This window comes from Methylobacterium sp. WCS2018Hpa-22 (genome assembly GCF_031843785.1).
Taxonomy (GTDB): domain Bacteria; phylum Pseudomonadota; class Alphaproteobacteria; order Rhizobiales; family Beijerinckiaceae; genus Methylobacterium.
This window is the reverse complement of the sequence record NZ_JAVTJA010000008.1, coordinates 112,564-128,213: the sequence shown is the minus strand read 5'-3', so window position 1 is coordinate 128,213 and position 15,650 is coordinate 112,564. Positions and strand designations below refer to the sequence as shown.

15 protein-coding genes are annotated in these 15,650 nt (G+C 65.9%); 6 read left to right on the top strand and 9 right to left on the bottom strand.

What is annotated here, in order from left to right:
- Window positions 1-101 precede the first annotated feature (101 nt).
- Window positions 102-2,279 (bottom strand): glycine--tRNA ligase subunit beta, encoded by a 2,178-nt coding sequence (gene glyS / locus RQI43_RS12605; RefSeq protein WP_311275358.1) that lies wholly within the window; start codon window positions 2,277-2,279, stop codon window positions 102-104.
- Between the two features lie 150 nt (window positions 2,280-2,429).
- Window positions 2,430-3,377, bottom strand: coding sequence for a glycine--tRNA ligase subunit alpha (locus tag RQI43_RS12600; RefSeq protein ID WP_056430009.1), 948 nt, complete (start codon window positions 3,375-3,377; stop codon window positions 2,430-2,432).
- 215 nt (window positions 3,378-3,592) lie between these two features.
- On the opposite strand from RQI43_RS12600, the gene RQI43_RS12595 reads away from it, so the two are divergent.
- Complete coding sequence (locus tag RQI43_RS12595) at window positions 3,593-3,847, top strand: hypothetical protein (protein WP_056430013.1); 255 nt, start codon at window positions 3,593-3,595, stop codon at window positions 3,845-3,847.
- 4 nt (window positions 3,848-3,851) lie between these two features.
- Here RQI43_RS12595 and RQI43_RS12590 read toward each other — a convergent pair whose 3' ends face one another.
- A complete protein-coding gene (locus RQI43_RS12590) occupies window positions 3,852-4,718 on the bottom strand; it encodes a S49 family peptidase (RefSeq protein WP_056430016.1) in 867 nt (288 codons plus the stop codon).
- Window positions 4,719-4,918: 200 nt separating this feature from the next.
- Here RQI43_RS12590 and RQI43_RS12585 point away from each other — a divergent pair, with 200 nt between their 5' ends.
- On the top strand, window positions 4,919-5,302 hold the full coding sequence (locus RQI43_RS12585) for a hypothetical protein (protein WP_311275357.1): 384 nt from the start codon (window positions 4,919-4,921) through the stop codon (window positions 5,300-5,302).
- Between the two features lie 62 nt (window positions 5,303-5,364).
- Here the strand turns inward: RQI43_RS12585 and RQI43_RS12580 are convergent, their stop codons facing one another.
- A complete protein-coding gene (locus RQI43_RS12580) occupies window positions 5,365-6,135 on the bottom strand; it encodes a methyltransferase (RefSeq protein ID WP_311275356.1) in 771 nt (256 codons plus the stop codon).
- Entirely contained in the window at window positions 6,128-6,352 is a 225-nt protein-coding gene (locus RQI43_RS12575; RefSeq protein WP_207410779.1) for a DUF2007 domain-containing protein, read from the bottom strand. Before RQI43_RS12575 ends, RQI43_RS12580 begins: the two co-directional genes overlap by 8 nt.
- Before the next feature lie 206 nt (window positions 6,353-6,558).
- Here RQI43_RS12575 and RQI43_RS12570 point away from each other — a divergent pair, with 206 nt between their 5' ends.
- The gene (locus RQI43_RS12570; RefSeq protein ID WP_056430030.1) at window positions 6,559-7,581 is read left to right on the top strand and encodes a polyprenyl synthetase family protein; all 1,023 of its coding nucleotides are present in this window, start codon (window positions 6,559-6,561) and stop codon (window positions 7,579-7,581) included.
- A gap of 56 nt (window positions 7,582-7,637) precedes the next feature.
- On the opposite strand, the gene RQI43_RS12565 is transcribed toward RQI43_RS12570, so the two are convergent.
- The 3 genes from RQI43_RS12565 to RQI43_RS12555 form a co-directional block, all read right to left on the bottom strand.
- The gene (locus RQI43_RS12565; protein WP_311275355.1) at window positions 7,638-8,513 is read right to left on the bottom strand and encodes a 4-(cytidine 5'-diphospho)-2-C-methyl-D-erythritol kinase; all 876 of its coding nucleotides are present in this window, start codon (window positions 8,511-8,513) and stop codon (window positions 7,638-7,640) included.
- Window positions 8,514-8,603: 90 nt separating this feature from the next.
- Window positions 8,604-10,460 carry a tetratricopeptide repeat protein gene (locus RQI43_RS12560; protein ID WP_311275354.1) on the bottom strand — a complete coding sequence of 619 codons (1,857 nt, stop codon included), beginning with the start codon at window positions 10,458-10,460 and terminating at the stop codon, window positions 8,604-8,606.
- A 126-nt stretch (window positions 10,461-10,586) separates the two neighbouring features.
- Complete coding sequence (locus RQI43_RS12555) at window positions 10,587-12,239, bottom strand: electron transfer flavoprotein-ubiquinone oxidoreductase (RefSeq protein ID WP_311275353.1); 1,653 nt, start codon at window positions 12,237-12,239, stop codon at window positions 10,587-10,589.
- A gap of 220 nt (window positions 12,240-12,459) precedes the next feature.
- Between RQI43_RS12555 and RQI43_RS12550 the strand changes: the two genes are divergently transcribed.
- The 3 genes from RQI43_RS12550 (at window position 12,460) to moaB (ending at window position 15,111) form a co-directional block, all read left to right on the top strand.
- Window positions 12,460-13,374 carry a uracil-DNA glycosylase gene (locus tag RQI43_RS12550; RefSeq protein ID WP_311275352.1) on the top strand — a complete coding sequence of 305 codons (915 nt, stop codon included), beginning with the start codon at window positions 12,460-12,462 and terminating at the stop codon, window positions 13,372-13,374.
- Between the two features lie 130 nt (window positions 13,375-13,504).
- Window positions 13,505-14,413, top strand: a complete 909-nt coding sequence (locus tag RQI43_RS12545) for a neutral zinc metallopeptidase (protein ID WP_056430046.1) — start codon at window positions 13,505-13,507, stop codon at window positions 14,411-14,413.
- 140 nt (window positions 14,414-14,553) lie between these two features.
- Window positions 14,554-15,111: a molybdenum cofactor biosynthesis protein B gene (moaB, locus tag RQI43_RS12540; protein ID WP_056430048.1), complete on the top strand. Its 558-nt coding sequence runs from the start codon at window positions 14,554-14,556 to the stop codon at window positions 15,109-15,111.
- Here the strand turns inward: moaB and RQI43_RS12535 are convergent, their stop codons facing one another.
- Window positions 15,112-15,633, bottom strand: coding sequence for a hypothetical protein (locus RQI43_RS12535; RefSeq protein WP_207410715.1), 522 nt, complete (start codon window positions 15,631-15,633; stop codon window positions 15,112-15,114).
- Between the last annotated feature and the right edge of the window lie 17 nt (window positions 15,634-15,650).

Sequence of the window (15,650 nt, the reverse complement as noted above, 5' to 3'; positions counted from 1 at the left end):
AATCTCCTTCAAAACCATGCGCCCAACGGCGATGCGAGCTAGACCGTTCCCATTTCGCACCCCAACCTGCCAAATTCTCCCATTGCAGGTAGGGTCGGGCACTATCCTTCGATCTTCGAGAAGTCTGCGACTTCCCGGGTCGCCGCCCGCAAGGCGTTGAGCAAGGCGAGGCGATTCTCACGCAGGGCCGAATCGTCGGCATTGACGATGACCTTCTCGAAGAAAGCATCAACGGGCGCGCGCAGGATCGACAAAGCGCGCATGGCCCCGGAGAAATCCTCGGCCGCCACGGCCGCAGACGCGGCTTCCCGGGCGGTCACCAGCGCCTCGGACAGAGCCTGCTCCTCCGGCTCGCCGGAGGCGGCGATGGCGACGCGGTCGGGCTCGGCCTCGTAGCTGCGCCCGTCCTTCTTCTCCTCGATCCGCAGGATGTTGGCCGCGCGCTTGTAGCCGGCGAGCAGGTTCCTACCGTCATCGGTCTCGAGGAACTTGCCCAGCGCCTCGACCCGACGCACGACCATCAGGAGGTCGTCCTGGCCGGGCAGGGCGAAGACGGCGTCGATCAGGTCGTGGCGGGCGCCTTGGTCGCGAAGATAGACCTTCAGGCGGTCGGCGAAGAAGTTGAGGAGATCGCCAGGCATGGGGTTGTCGAGGCTGCCATGGTTCTCCAGCGCGGCCATATCGTGCTCGTCATTCCCGGAAAGGGATATGACGACGACGTGACGGTTCTTCTGAACATAAAAGGCGTCCTCCAGCACATCCTCTCGGAGGTTCAGACGTAATCCATTCTCAAGAATCAGCCGGACCACGCCAAGAGCTGCCCTGCGGAGCGCGTAGGGATCCTTGCTGCCGGTGGGCCTTTCATCGATGGACCAGAAACCCGCAAGGGTGTCGAACTTATCGGCCAGGGCCACGGCGATCGAAACAGGATCGGTCGGTACTCGGTCGGATGGACCGACGGGCTTGTAATGCTCTTCCACCGCCGCGCAGACACTCGGATGTTCGCCTTGAAGCGCCGCATACTTGCGGCCCATGAGGCCCTGAAGCTCGGGAAACTCTCCAACCATCTCGGTCACGAGATCGGCCTTCGCAAGTTGAGCGCCGCGACTTGCGAGTTGTACATCCGCGCCGATATTGGGTGCTATCCCGCGCGCCAGCGACGCGATACGCGCCACCCGCTCACCCTGAGTCCCCAGCTTCTCGTGGAAGACGATGCTGTCGAGCTTCGGCAGACGGTCTTCCAGACTGATCGCCTTGTCGGTCTCCCAGAAGAACTTCGCGTCCGAGAGGCGGGCACGCACCACGCGCTCGTTGCCGCCGGTGATCGCGAGGCCGCCATCGCTGGCGATCAGGTTCGAGACCAGGATGAAGGCGGGAGCCAGCGTGTCGGTGCCCGTTTCACGCAGCACGAAGCACTTCTGGTTGGCGCGGATGGTGGCACGGATCGCCTCGGCCGGGATGTCGAGGAAGCTCGGATCGAAGGTGCCGAGCAGCACGACGGGCCATTCGACCAGGCCGGCGACCTCGTCGAGCAGGCCCTCGTCTTCCACGAGTTCGAGACCGCGCGCGAAGGCCAGGTCACGCGCATCGTGCAGGATGATGTCCTTGCGCCGATCTGGGTCGAGCACGACCTTGGCGCGCTCCAGCGCCTGGATGTAATCGTCGAACCGCCGCACCTCGATGGCCTCGGGCGCGAGGAACCGGTGTCCGTAGGTGGTGGTGCCGGCGGTGATTCCGTCCACCGAGAACGGTACGGTCTCGGGCGTCTCGGTCTCGGGGCCGAAGGTCGCCACGATGGATTGCAGCGGCCGCACCCAGCGCAGGCTCCCCGGCTGGGAAGACGCTGCGCCCCAGCGCATGGACTTCGGCCAGGGGAAGCTCTTGATGATGGCGGGCAGGATCTCGGCCAGCACGTCGAGCGTCTCGCGGCCGGCCCGCTCGATCACGGCGACATAGAACTCGCCCTTTTTCGGATCGGTGACGATGGTCGCCTGATCGAGGCTCGCGAGACCGGAGCTCTTGAGAAATCCCTGAATTGCTCCGTCCGGTGCGCCGACGCGGGGCCCTTTGCGTTCCTCGCGGACGTCCTTCCCGCGTGGCGGGAGGCCTGCCACGTGCAATGCCAGACGGCGCGGAGTCGAGAAGGCCTTCGCTCCCTCGTAGAGGAAGCCGCGCTCCACCAATGCGTCGGTGACGAGCTTCTTCAGATCCTCCGCGGCACGCCGCTGCATGCGGGCAGGAATCTCTTCGGAGCGCAGTTCGAGGAGAAGATCAGGCATGGGGGGCGGGCGTCCGAGATGTTGTTTCGGGATGTCGTCGGCGCCAAGGGCGCGCCCGACGATCATCATGCGAAGGTAAGAGAATGACCGGGCATGTCACGAAGACGATGCCGGGCGCCTGAAGTCGTGCAAGGGCAACAGTGCCGCAACTCAACCCGCTCCGCCGCCCGCCGTCTTCAGCCAGGCGGCCCCGCAGGCCTTGGCCAGTTCGCGCACGCGCAGGATGTAGCTCTGGCGCTCGGTCACCGAGATGACGCCGCGAGCGTCGAGCAGATTGAAGACGTGGCTCGCTTTGATGCACTGGTCGTAGGCAGGCTGGACCATCCTGTGGGTTCCCGAATCTTCCGCCGGCGCGCCCGCATCCAGATAGGTGCGGCAGGCCTTCTCCGCGTCGGTGAACTGGCGGAACAACATCGCGGTATCCGCCGCCTCGAAATTGTGGCGCGAGTATTCCTGCTCGGCCTGGAGGAAGACATCACCGTAGGTGACCTTCTCGTCGCCCGTACCGCCATTGAAATTGAGGTCGTAGACGTTCTCGACGCCCTGCACATACATGGCCAGCCGCTCGAGCCCGTAGGTCAGTTCGCCCGCCACCGGTGCGCATTCCACACCGGCGACCTGCTGGAAATAGGTGAACTGGCTCACCTCCATGCCGTCGCACCAGCACTCCCAGCCGAGGCCCCAGGCGCCCAATGTCGGGCTCTCCCAATCGTCCTCGACGAAGCGGATGTCGTGCAGCTTCAGGTCGACACCAATGGCGTCGAGGGAGGCGAGGTAGAGCTCCTGCAGGTTCGGCGGGTTGGGCTTCAGGATGACCTGGAACTGGTAATAATGCTGCAGCCGGTTGGGGTTCTCGCCGTAGCGCCCGTCCTTCGGCCGGCGGGACGGCTGGACATAGGCCGCCTTCCAGGGCTTCGGCCCGAGGGCGCGCAGGGTCGTCGCGGGATGAAACGTGCCGGCGCCCACCTCCATGTCGTAAGGCTGGAGGATCACGCAGCCCTGCGCCGCCCAGAAATTCTGCAGGGTGAGAATCAAGCCTTGAAAGGAGGTCTTGGGGGCGAGATCGACAGCGCTCGGCAGGGCTTGTGCGCTCGACATGGCTAGCTTCCGGTAAGCGGGAAAGCGGCCAGCGTTTAAGAGGCGTGCCCGCGCTGTCAAGCCGAAGCCCCGCACCCACGCGGGTGCGCGGCGGCACACATTTCCGCCACGATTGCCATTACGTCCGGAACTGTCTCGCTTGATCTAAGTTCTTAGCACAAATCAAGGGATCAGCCCGGTCGCAACCGACCGGCGAACATTGCGGAAACCGGACCATGCGCAAGTCGTTCACTGTCTTCGCGGCTCTCATTGCAGCTTCCCTGACCGCAACGCCTTTCGTCATGGGGGCATCGAATGCGCTGGCCACCACGGACAAGACCGATCTCGTCGCCATGCCCGCTATGGTGACGCCGATCGAAGTCGCTAGCGTGCCGGCTCCTGCTTTGCCCGAGACCTGCACCCGCAAAGTGCGCGTGGTGTATTCCGGCTACGGCGCTCCGTCCTCGGCCTGCACCATCGCGACTCGCTGAGACCTCACAACCCGTAGCGAGCCCAGGCCGCCCGCTCTTCGACCGCCGCGAGGGCGTCGGCGGCAAGGCCGTCGACGATTGTGGAGCCCGGAACGGCCCGGCGCAGGAGCCTGCTCACGAACGAACCCTGCTTCTCGGCCACGACTTTCAGTACCACTTCTTCTCCAAACCGCGCCCGCAACGTCGAGCGGGCATCACCCAGGCCATCGATGAGGCCCAACGGCAGCGCCTGCCGCCCCGTCCAGACCGCGCCGGTGAACAGGTTGTCGCCGCTAGCGCGAACCGCCGGACGCCTCTCGGACACGAGCGTGGTGAACAGATCCTGCACATCCGCCTGGATCGCCTTCAAGCGGACGATGTCCTCCGGGTTCTCCGGGCGAAACGGGTCCAGCATCGCCTTGGCTTCGCCCTGAGTATGGACCCGGCGTTCGATGCCGATCCGTTCGATGAGCTTGTCGAAGCCGAACCCCGCCGAGACCACCCCGATCGAACCGATCAACGATGTCGGATCGGCGATGATCTCGTCCGCCGCGCAGGCGATCATGTAGCCGCCGGACGCAGCGACATCCTCCACGAAGGCGTAGACGGGCACTTTCTTCTCGATCGACAGCGCGCGGATGCGGCGGTGGATGAGATGGGACTGGGCCGGTGATCCTCCGGGCGAGTTGATGACCAGCGCCACCGCCGAGATGCCGGTCATTCCAAAGCCGCTCTCGAGGCTCGAGGCCACGGTGGCCATGGAAAGGCCGGACCGCAACGGCGAGACGGCACCGATGACGCCGCTGAGACGGATGACCGCCACGGTCGGTTTGCGGCCACGCCACGCCTTAGGGAGGATTGGGTGGAGGAAGCGTGGCAGGGGAAGGGACATCAGTCTCGTCTCGCTGGAAAGTTCTGGGCCGCTTGGATCGGGGAACGAGCGACATCTCCCCACCCGGCAACAGTCACGAAATGGAGATGACCGAACCGATTTACAGGCTTCGCCGTTTTTCTCTGCCTGGGTTGCAGCACGGTGCCGCAGCGCGGAGGCCACCGGGCGACGCCCGGACAAGAGGAGGGAGACAGAGCATCATGCGTATCGCGACGTGGATCGTCGTTCTGATGGGGGTATTGGGCGGGACCTATGGTTCCTTGAACCAGGCGCGCGCCGCTCCACTGCCCGTCACCGCCATCGAGGGAGCTGCCGCAACGCCGCTTGTGGCGCAGGCCCATTGGCACCGTCACCGCTGGCATCGCCGCCATCACTGGCATCGTCGTCACGTCTGGCACCGGCCGCATTACGGCTACAGGCGGCATTATTGGCGGCCACATTTTTACCGCCCGGTCTACGGCTACCACCGTCCCGCCTATGGATGGCGCCGGCCCTACTGGCATCGCCGTCATCACTGGCATCGTCACCACTGGCACCGCCGGCATTGGCACCACCGCTACCACCATTGGCGCCGGTTCTACTGACGCTTCAGCGAACGTGCCGTATCGTCTGGCGGCGGGGGCCTATGCCCTCGCCGTCGCCTTGTTCAAGCCGGCCAGGGCTGCCCGCGATGGATAGCGTCGGCCTCCGGCGTCATCACGCCGTCCTCGCCATGCAGGATGAGCGGCGGCCCCAGGGAAAAAGGCGCGCGGCTTCCCTTGATGCCCGTGATCAGAACACGAATCGCGGGCCGCCCGGCTCGCGCATGGACTGGTCGAACCATGATCCCTCCGAAGCGCCTCTTCATAGCGGCGAGGCAGTCGGGGAGGGCATCGGCGCGATGGATCAGGCCAAGCGTCCCTCCGGGCTTCAGCACATCGAGGCAGGCCTTCAGCCAGGGTTCGAGCCCGCCCTCCGCGAAGGTATGGGCCGAGGCTTTCCCCGCGACGGGCGATGGCCTGTGACGCTCCACCTCGAAGAAGGGAGGGTTGGTGAGCACGATGTCGGCCATCTCGGGTCCGAGCCCGGCCGCCCGGAGGGCTTCGACTGAGAAGACGTCCGCGGCGATGACGACCGCCCGACCCTGAAGTCCGTTCTCCTCGATATTCCTGCGGGCGAGACGAACGAGGTCCGCGTCTCTCTCGACCAGGACGATCCTGGCGCTCGGTTCCTCTAGCGCCGCCGCGAGACCCACCGCTCCGCTTGCCGCACCGACATCGACGATCGTGCAATCCGACTTCGGTCGCACCAACCGGCTCAGTAATGCCGCATCCGTCCCCGCGCGGTGGGCGCCTCGCGGCGGCTGATACAGGCGAAGACGTCCGCCGAGCCAGAGATTCGGCCCAGGCTCCGCCTGCTCGTCACCCGGTTCACGCATCGCGCAGTTCGTGCGCGAGGCCGGCATCCTCCAGCAGACGGCGCGCTTCGGTCGCATGGTCGTCGGGCACGAGAAGCCTTCGTGCGAAAGCGCCGATCGAACCTTCCAGCAGGCTCATGTGGATGTCGGCGACGAGGACCGGAATCTCCGCCCCCTGAAGGAGCGACTCGGCAAAGCCCATCAGGACGATGTCGTTGCTCCGGATGAGTTCTCTCATGCGTCCACCCGCCCCATCGGCGGCTCCCTGCCGCCACCCTTTGTATACAGCGAGAAACGCGGGATGTTGCAGCGCCTCGGCGCGCATGCGAAGGGGTGCCCGCGTGGATGTTGGTCACGGGAGATAGCCCGGCCGAGCGGATCGGCCCGAGCGGCGGGTGCGCCGCCGGGATCTGCCTGGTGTGAAAAGCTCGGGAGGCATCGAGTTTGGGTGTCGTCGTTTCCTTCGATGAGGGCCGCTCCGATCCGGAGTCGAGCCTGAACGATCTTGTGGCCCTGGTCGCCAAGGGGATGGAGCGCGTGAACGCGACCATCCTGTCGCGAACCGGATCCGATGTCGCGATGATTCCGGAGGTGGCCAACCATCTCATCGCGTCCGGGGGCAAGCGCCTTCGCCCTATCCTCACCCTCGCCACCGCCGATCTCTGCGGCTACGGGGCCGGTGAGGGGGCGGTGAAGCTCGCGGCCAGTGTCGAGTTCATGCACACGGCGACCCTGCTCCACGACGACGTGGTGGACGAGAGCGACATGCGGCGCGGCCGCGTCGCGGCGCGGATCAAGTGGGGAAACGAGGCGAGCGTGCTCGTCGGTGATTTCCTGCTCGGCCAGGCCTTCCGCATGATGGTGGAAGTCGGCTCTCTACGGGCTCTCGATATCCTCTCGGCCGCCGCGACCGTCATCGCCGAGGGCGAGGTGATGCAGCTCACCGCCGCCAAAAACACCGAGACCTCGGAGGACGAGTATCTCGCGGTCATCCGCGCGAAGACGGCGGAATTGTTCGCCGCCGCCTGCGAGGTCGGCCCGGTGATCGCCGACCGCCCAAGGGCGGAGCAGGCGGCGTGCCGCTCCTACGGCATGAATCTCGGGATCGCCTTCCAGTTGATCGACGACGTGCTCGATTACGGCGGCACCAGTGCTTCGATGGGCAAGAATGTCGGCGACGATTTCCGCGAGGGGAAGATCACCCTGCCGATCGTCCTGGCCTTCCGACGGGGCAGCGAGGAGGAGCGGACCTTCTGGCGTCGCACACTCCAGGACGGTCAGGTCGAAGAGTCCGATCTCGACACGGCGCTCGCCATCCTGCGGAAACACCGGGCTCTCGAAGACACGATCGACCGCGCACGGCATTACGGCGCCATCGCCCGTGACGCCCTGGCGTTGTTCCCCAACGGGCCGATGAAATCGGCCCTGCTTCAGGTGGTGGATTTCTGCATCGCCCGGGCTCACTGAGCCGAGAGCGCTCCACCCATCCCGGTTCGTCTCGCGAGCCGGGAAGGGATGGGCCATCAGCGCAGCAAGGCGGCCCGGACCCACCAGGAAGGCTGTGCTGACCGGATAGCGACTGCGGCACGAACCGCATCGGAGCGGGTCGAGAACAGGCCGAACACCGTCGCGCCCGAGCCGGACATGCGGACGAGCCGGCATCCCGCATGATCGCGCAGGCTCGTAAGCGTGTCGGCGATGACGGGAGCGACCGTGAGCGCCGGCGCTTCCAGATCGTTGCGAGCCGGCGTCACCGCCGCCAGGATCTCGTCGAAGCCGAGACCTCGCGCGAGGATCGGGTGGATGTCGCCGGCGTGGCGCTGCCCCGCCGTCAGCCCCAGCGCCTTGAAGACCGGCGCGGTGGCGACCGGCACACCGGGATTGATCAGCACGGCCGGCAACGGCGCGAAACCCAGCGCCGGTCCGACAACCTCTCCGGCACCCCTCATCATCCGACCGCGCGGATCGAGGCAGACGGGAACGTCCGCCCCAGTGGCGCGGGCGGCCTCGACGATTGCGGGGTGATCGAGGGGAAGGTCGTTGAGTCGTGCCAGCAACCGCAGGGCGGCGGCGGCATCCGACGATCCGCCACCGATCCCGGCCGCCACGGGCAGACGCTTGATGAGGTGGAAGCCGCCGATGCGAAGCCCGGGGATGGCCTTGGCCAGTCCTCGGGCAGCACGGATCACGAGGTTGTCGTCGAGGGGACCGGCCGGTCCGGCAGTGGGCCCGGACACGTCCAGGGTGAGGTCGTCGCACGGCGTCAGGCTGAGCGTATCCCCCGAACCGGTGAAGGCCACGAAGCTTTCGAGCTCGTGGTAGCCATCCCCCTCACGACGGCCGAGGACGTGAAGGGTGAGATTGATCTTCGCCGGAGCGCGGGTGACGAGGATTGGCACGGCTTGCTCTGTCGGAGAGGGGCGGGTCTTTCGACCGCGGGAATGCGCGGCCGGTCTGGCCCCGCGATCCCCCACCCGTCAAGCCGGGTCTCAGCCGCCGGTCTTCTTGTCGGCCGCGCCGGGGGGCTCGCTCGGAGCCGGAGCACCCTTCGGCAGATCGGGATTCACCTTCTCCGCCTCGGGAGGATTCTCGGCGGTAGCGGCGGGCTTTTCGAGTTCCGGCAGGCCGTCCTTGAGCTTGGCGTTGATCTTCACGAGATCGTCCGGCTCTGGGTTCAGGTCCTTGGCGTGCTGCCACTGGAACTTGCCTTCGAGCCTCCGGCCCGAGCGCCAGTACGCATCGCCCAGATGGTCGTTGATCGTGGGGTCGCCGGGCTTGAGTTCGATGGCCTTCTCCAGCTCGCGCACGGCATCGTCGTAGCGCCCGAGGCGGAAATAAGCCCAGCCGAGGCTGTCGATGATCATGCCGTCGCGCGGGCTCGCATCGACGGCCTGCTTCAGCATGGTGAAGGCCTCATCGATATTCATGTTCTGGTCGACCCAGGAATAGGCGAGGTAGTTGAGCACCTGCGCCCGCGCCGCCGGTTGGTTCGGCGGAACCAGTTCCAGCGCCTTCTTGAGGTCCGCCTCGGCCTTGGGCCATTGCTTGGCCCGCTCGTAGGCGGTGCCGCGGAAGTAGAAGGTCGTCCAGTAATTGGAGGCCGGCTGCTTGCCAATGAGCTCGATGGCGCGGCTGTAGGTGGCCGCCGCCTCTTCGTACTTCTTGCGCGAGCGCTGGACGTTGCCGAGGGCGGTCACGACGTCGATGCTGTCGGGATGCTCCTTCATGGCGGCGTCGAGGAGTTGGGTCGCCTCCTCGCCCTTGCCCATCTGCTCCAGATTGAGGCCGATCTGGATATCGGCGTTGAGCTTCAGCGGCGAAGATGCCGGCATCTGCGCATAAGCATCGTTGGCGCGCTCGGTCTGCTTCATCCGGTCGAGCGTGTCGGCGAGGGTCAGGCGGGCGAGGGCGTGATCGGGGGCGAGATAGAGGGCGAGGCGCAGATAGACCACGGCGGGCAACTCGTCGCCTTGGGTCGATCCGGCCGAGCCGAGCCCGTAGAGTACCTCGCCGGCGCCCTCCTGAGCGGTGTTGACGAGGCGGGTCAGGGGCTTGCCGGCCTTCAGCTTGTCGAGGGCGTCGCGCACGATCGGGTGGCGCGGCAGCAGTTGATCGAAGGCGGTATAGGCCTGGATGGCGAGGTCCGTGCGGCCGGCCTGCGCTTCGAACCGGGCATAGGCATCGACGATGCGCAGGGTATTCTGGTCGGCGTCGTAGGCGGCCTTGAGCCGGCGCTCCGCCTCCGCCTGATCGCCGACGAGGTTGGCGATCAACCCGGCGTGGAAGTCGCGGAAGGTATTGTAAGAGCGCTCACCCTTCAGCTTGTTCACCACTTCGAGGGCGCGCTTTCCGTCATTGGCACCGGCATAGGCCCAAGCGGTCAGGAGAGTGCTGGTGAGATCGGCTGCAGCACCCCGTCCGCTGCGGGCGAAGTTCTGGCGGGCCTGCGCGAACTGGCCGGCCTTGATCTGGCGAACCCCAAGGCTGAGCTGGGCGAGGCCGTTCGATCCATCGCGGGCGGTGAGGCGCTCGGCCGCGCGGAATGCGTCTGGCAGTGCTCCGTCCGCGAGAAGCGACACGAAGGCGCGCTCGAGCAGTTCCGCATTGCGCGGGTCCGCTTTCACGGCCTCGCGGTAGAAGCTGGCGGCGGCGGAGGTGTCCTTGGACGCGCCGGCGATATAGGCGGACAGGAAGTTGCCCTCCAGCGACTCCGCCGGCTCGTACTCCGTCACCGGAGCCGATTCCCGGGGCTGGGCGGCCAGGGCCGTGACCGACGTCGCCACGGAGGCGGCGAGGCACAGGGCGAGAGCCGAGAGGGTCCGGCGGGTCGCGGCGTTTCCGTTCATGGGCACCAGTCGCGTTTGTAGCGCATCGTCCGTCAGGGACCGATGCCGATCGGGCGGGGACACTGAACTCTTCCCGCCATCCTCGCAAGGCGAAAGGATGGCGGGCACTTAGGGTCCGGTGCGTCCTCACATGTTGGGATAGTTCGGCCCGCCCGGCCCCTCCGGGGTCACCCAATTGATGTTCTGGTTGGGGTCCTTGATATCGCAGGTCTTGCAGTGGACGCAGTTCTGCGCGTTGATCTGGTAGCGCACGCCATTGCCCTCCTGCACCCATTCGTAGACGCCCGCCGGGCAGTAGCGCGCCGAGGGGCCGCCATAGACGTCGTGCTCCGAGGACTTCTGGAGCGCCGCGTCCTTGACGTTGAGATGCGGCGGCTGGTCCTCTTCGTGATTGGTGTTCGAAAGATAGACCGAGGAGAGCCGGTCGAAGGTCAATTTACCGTCGGGCTTCGGATAGACGATCGGCGTCACCTCCGAGATCGGCTTCGTGGCGAGGTGATCGGGCTTGCCGTGTTTGAGCGTGCCGAAGGGCGAGGCGTCGAGGATCGTCTGCGACCACATGTCGAGGCCGCCGAGGCCTACGCCGACGAGCGTGCCGTATTTCGACCAGAGCGGCTTGACGTTGCGAACGCGCTTGAGGTCGCGGCCGATGTCGCTATCGCGCCAGCCCGTCTCGTAATCGGTGAGTTCGTCGCCTTGCCGGCCGGCGGTGAGGGCGGCCGCGATGGCCTCGGCCGCCTGCATCCCGGAAAGCACGGCGTTGTGCGAACCCTTGATGCGCGGGACGTTGACGAAGCCGGCCGAGCAGCCGACGAGGCAGCCGCCGGGGAAGACGAGTTTCGGCACCGATTGCCAGCCGCCTTCCATGATCGCGCGGGCACCGTATCCGATGCGCTTGGCGCCCTCGAACACGTCGCGGATCATCGGGTGGGTCTTGAAGCGCTGGAACTCCTCGAACGGCGACAGGGTCGGGTTCTCGTAGTTCAGATGCGTGACGAAGCCGACCGAGAGCAGGTGATCGTCGAAATGATAGAGCCAGGAGCCGCCGCCGGTCTTGTTCGAGAGCGGCCAGCCCATCGTGTGGCGCACGAGACCGGGCTCGAACGTCTCCGGCCTCAGCTGCCAGAGTTCCTTGACGCCGAGGCCATACTTCTGGTGATCGCTGTTGCGGTTGAGCTGGAAACGGTCGATCAGCGTCTTGGTGAGCGAGCCGCGCGCGCCCTCACCGAAGATCGTGTACTTGCCGCGCAGTTCCATGCCGCGGGTGTAGTCGTCCCGCGGTTCGCCGGACCTGCCGATGCCGAGATCCCCGGTGGCCACGCCGATGACGGTACCGGCATCGTCGTAGAGTACTTCCGAGGCCGGGAAACCTGGATAGATCTCGACGCCGAGTTCCTCGGCCTTGGCGCCGAGATACTTCGTCATGTTCGAGAGCGAGCCGACGAAATTACCGTGGTTCGACATGAATTTCGGGAAAGCGAAGTTCGGCAGCGCGATGCCGCTGTTCTTGGTCAGGAACAGGAACTCGTCGCGCTCGACCTCGGTCTTGAGCGGCCGGGCCTCGTCCTGACGCCAATCGGGGAGCAGGCGGTCGAGCCCGAGCGGATCGATCACGGCGCCGGACAGGATATGCGCGCCGACCTCGGACCCCTTCTCGACCACGACGACGGTGAGATCGGCGGCGATCTGCTTGAGGCGGATCGCGGCGGCAAGGCCAGCGGGCCCCGCACCGACGATCACCACGTCGAAATCCATACCCTCGCGCTCGGGCAACGCCATCCTATAAACTCCTCCTGCCGCGCGACCCGAAACCGATCGAGACCAGCCGTCGAATGCGCGATGTTATGATTGCGAACACTCTCAACCCATTCCAAGCTGGGAACGCAAGCCTGCGGATGGTCTCAGCTTTGTTCTGGCCGTCCCGCAGCCATGCAGACGATGGTAGATCCCGCCCCGCGAAGTGTTGTCCACAGGCTCCGCAAGAGCCACATCGAGAACCATGAGCCAAGGCCCCGACCACCAGCGCGACGTGATCGCCGAACTGGACTTCCATGTGGAATCCGGCGTCGATCTTTGTCTCGACGAACGCCCGCACGATCGCTTCTCCGAAACCGACGATCCCGCGCCCTGGCGCCCGGCGACGATACAGCGCGGATCGCCATCCCCCGTATCGTCGCAGCGGGCCGAGCTGTCTCGCGAGGGGCCGCAGGCCGATCCGGTGCCGCCTCGCCGCGAGTTGCCGGCGCGAGGGCAGGCGCCGTCGGCCCCGCCGGCGCGGACCTATGGACAATCCGCGGCAGCGAAACCCGGAGAGGCTGCGGGCGACGCTCGGGCGCGGGCTCGCGACGTCGCCTCCCTCGAAGAGCTTGAGGCACTGCTCGCCACATTCGATGGTTGCCCCCTCAAGTTCACCGCCAAGAATCTCGTCTTCGCCGACGGAAACCCGGCGTCGAAACTCATGTTCATCGGTGAGGCACCGGGAGCGGACGAGGACCGCGTCGGCAAGCCGTTCATGGGCCGCTCGGGTCAACTGCTCGACCGGATGATGGCGGCGATCGGTCTCGACCGGACAAAAGCCTACGTCACCAACATCGTGCCATGGCGACCACCGGGAAACCGCAACCCGACACCACAAGAGGTGTCGATCTGCAAACCCTTCATCGAACGCCAGATCGAACTCGCTGACCCGGACATCATCGTCTGCCTCGGCAGTCCGGCCACACAGGCGATCACCGGCACGAAAGACGGTATCCTGAAGGCGCGAGGACGGTTCTATCCCTATCGGGTGGGTGACCGGGAGGTGAAGGCTCTGGCGACCCTCCACCCGGCCTATCTCCTACGCCAGCCACTTCAAAAACGTCTCGCGTGGCGGGATTTCCGCCTGCTGAGGGCAACCCTCGACGGCAAAGCGTAGGGCGAAAGCCGGGGTGGAAGCGGAACCGTATCTTTCACCGCGGGATTAGTTCGGGCACACGGGACCGAAGACAGTGATGCGCGTGGCGACCGGGTTCCGGTAGGGCTACGCCACGAAGGGTGACGAGATCATGCGCTGGGAAGATTTCCGCTCTTCGGACAACGTCGAGGACCGCCGTGGCGAGGGCGGTGGAGGCGGCGGAGGCTTTCCGGGTGGCGGTGCCGGCGGGCTCGGCATCGGCACCATCGTCATCCTCTGCATCATCGGCTGGGTCACAGGCATCAATCCCGCGATCCTGATCGGTGGCGCCGAGCAGATGAGCGGCGGCGGACAACCGCGCCAGGAGCGTGTCGATCCGCAGACCCAGGCCCAGCGCAAGACAAAGCCGGCGGACGAGAGCGGACGTTTCGCGGCTGCGATCCTCGGTAATACCGAGGACGTCTGGAAGGAAATTCTCCCGAACCAGACCGGCAAGCAGTACCGCCCGACCGGCATGGTGCTTTACACCGGAGGCACGCGCAGCGGCTGTGGATCGGCGCAGGCAGCGATGGGGCCGTTCTATTGTCCGCTCGATAAGAAGGTCTACCTCGACACGTCGTTCTTCAAGGAAATGGAGCAGAAGTTCGGGGTCAAAGGCGATTTCGCCTATGCTTATGTGATCGCTCACGAAGTCGGCCACCACGTGCAGGACGAACTGGGCATTCTGGGCAAGGTCCAGGGTCGCCAGCAGGCGGCATCCAGCAAGGTCGAGTCTAACCAGTTGTCGGTACGCGTGGAGTTGATGGCCGATTGCCTCGCCGGCGTCTGGGCCAAGAACTCAAACGACAAGTACAACTCGTTGGAGCCCGGTGACATCGAGGAAGCCATGCAGGCAGCCAGTGCCATCGGTGACGATAAGCTTCAGAAGCAGTCGCAGGGCTACGCCGTGCCGGATTCCTTCACGCACGGCTCGTCGGACCAGCGGATGCGGTGGTTCATGACAGGCTACAAGAGCGGCCAGACCAAGTCCTGCGATACGTTCCGCGCGGCGCGGAACTGAGGCGGCAGCTGCGACAAGAGCCGGGCACGGTATCGTGTCCGCCCCGGGGAGCGGCCGAGGACGCTCATATGTCGGGATCGACCATCGGGCCCATTCACGGGTAGAACGAAGCGTTATCGCCGAGCCGAGAGCAGCCAGCCATGGTCGCCGCAGACAAGACCCGTAGCTTTATCCCGCTTTCTATCGCGGTGCTGACCGTCTCCGATACTCGTGTCGCCGAAGATGATCGTTCCGGCGACACGCTGTGTGAGCGGCTCGTGGCGGCAGGGCACAGTCTCGCCGGCAGGGCCATCGTGCCCGATGAGGTGGCGGCGATCCGCGCTCAGGTGGAATCGTGGACCAGGGATTCGTCGGTCGACGTCGTGATCACCACCGGCGGCACCGGCTTTACTGGACGCGACGTGACGCCGGAAGCGATCGAGCCGCTATTCGAGAAACGGATGGACGGCTTCTCGGCGGTCTTCCATCGCATCTCCTACGACAAGATCGGGACGTCCACCCTCCAGTCGCGGGCCACGGCAGGACTCGCGAACGCGACATTCGTCTTTGTCCTGCCGGGATCGCCGGGTGCCTGCCGCGACGCTTGGGACGGCATTCTCTCGGCTCAGCTCGATTATCGGCACCGGCCCTGCAACTTCGTCGAGATCATGCCACGCCTGGACGAACACCTTCGACGCGGCGCTTCGATCCCGGTCTGATCACCCTCGGTTGAGCCGCACATTCACCCGTCGCGGATGCAGGCGGGTCGAGAAGACGCCGCTTGCGATCAGGCGGTCGCGGCGCACGAGGTCCCCGGCGCGGGGCGCACGGACACCGATCACGGACTCACCCTGCGCCGCAAGACGCGACGGCAGCCCGGCATGCGGCCGGCGCAATCGCCCGAGGACCATTTCCGGCCGCGCCGTGCCGATGAACCGATCGATCGTGCGGATCCAGCCCTCGGCCGGAACGTCGCCTGCTTCGAGGCAGAGGACCCACTCCCGCCGCGCGGCCTTCGCGCCAGCCGACCAAGGGGGCGTACCACCCGAACGGACCACGAAGGTCGCGCCGGTTGCCTCGGCGACGGCATCGATCGCTGCGTTATGGGTTGGGGCGATGATCACCGCATCGCCGACGAGCCCGGCAGCAACGCCCTCGACGAGAGCCCCCAGGGTGTCGGCGAGCTGGTCGACCGCCAAGGGGTCGGCCGGCCTCGCCACATGGATCAGAGCCGAAATCATGCGCGCGCATAGCGTAT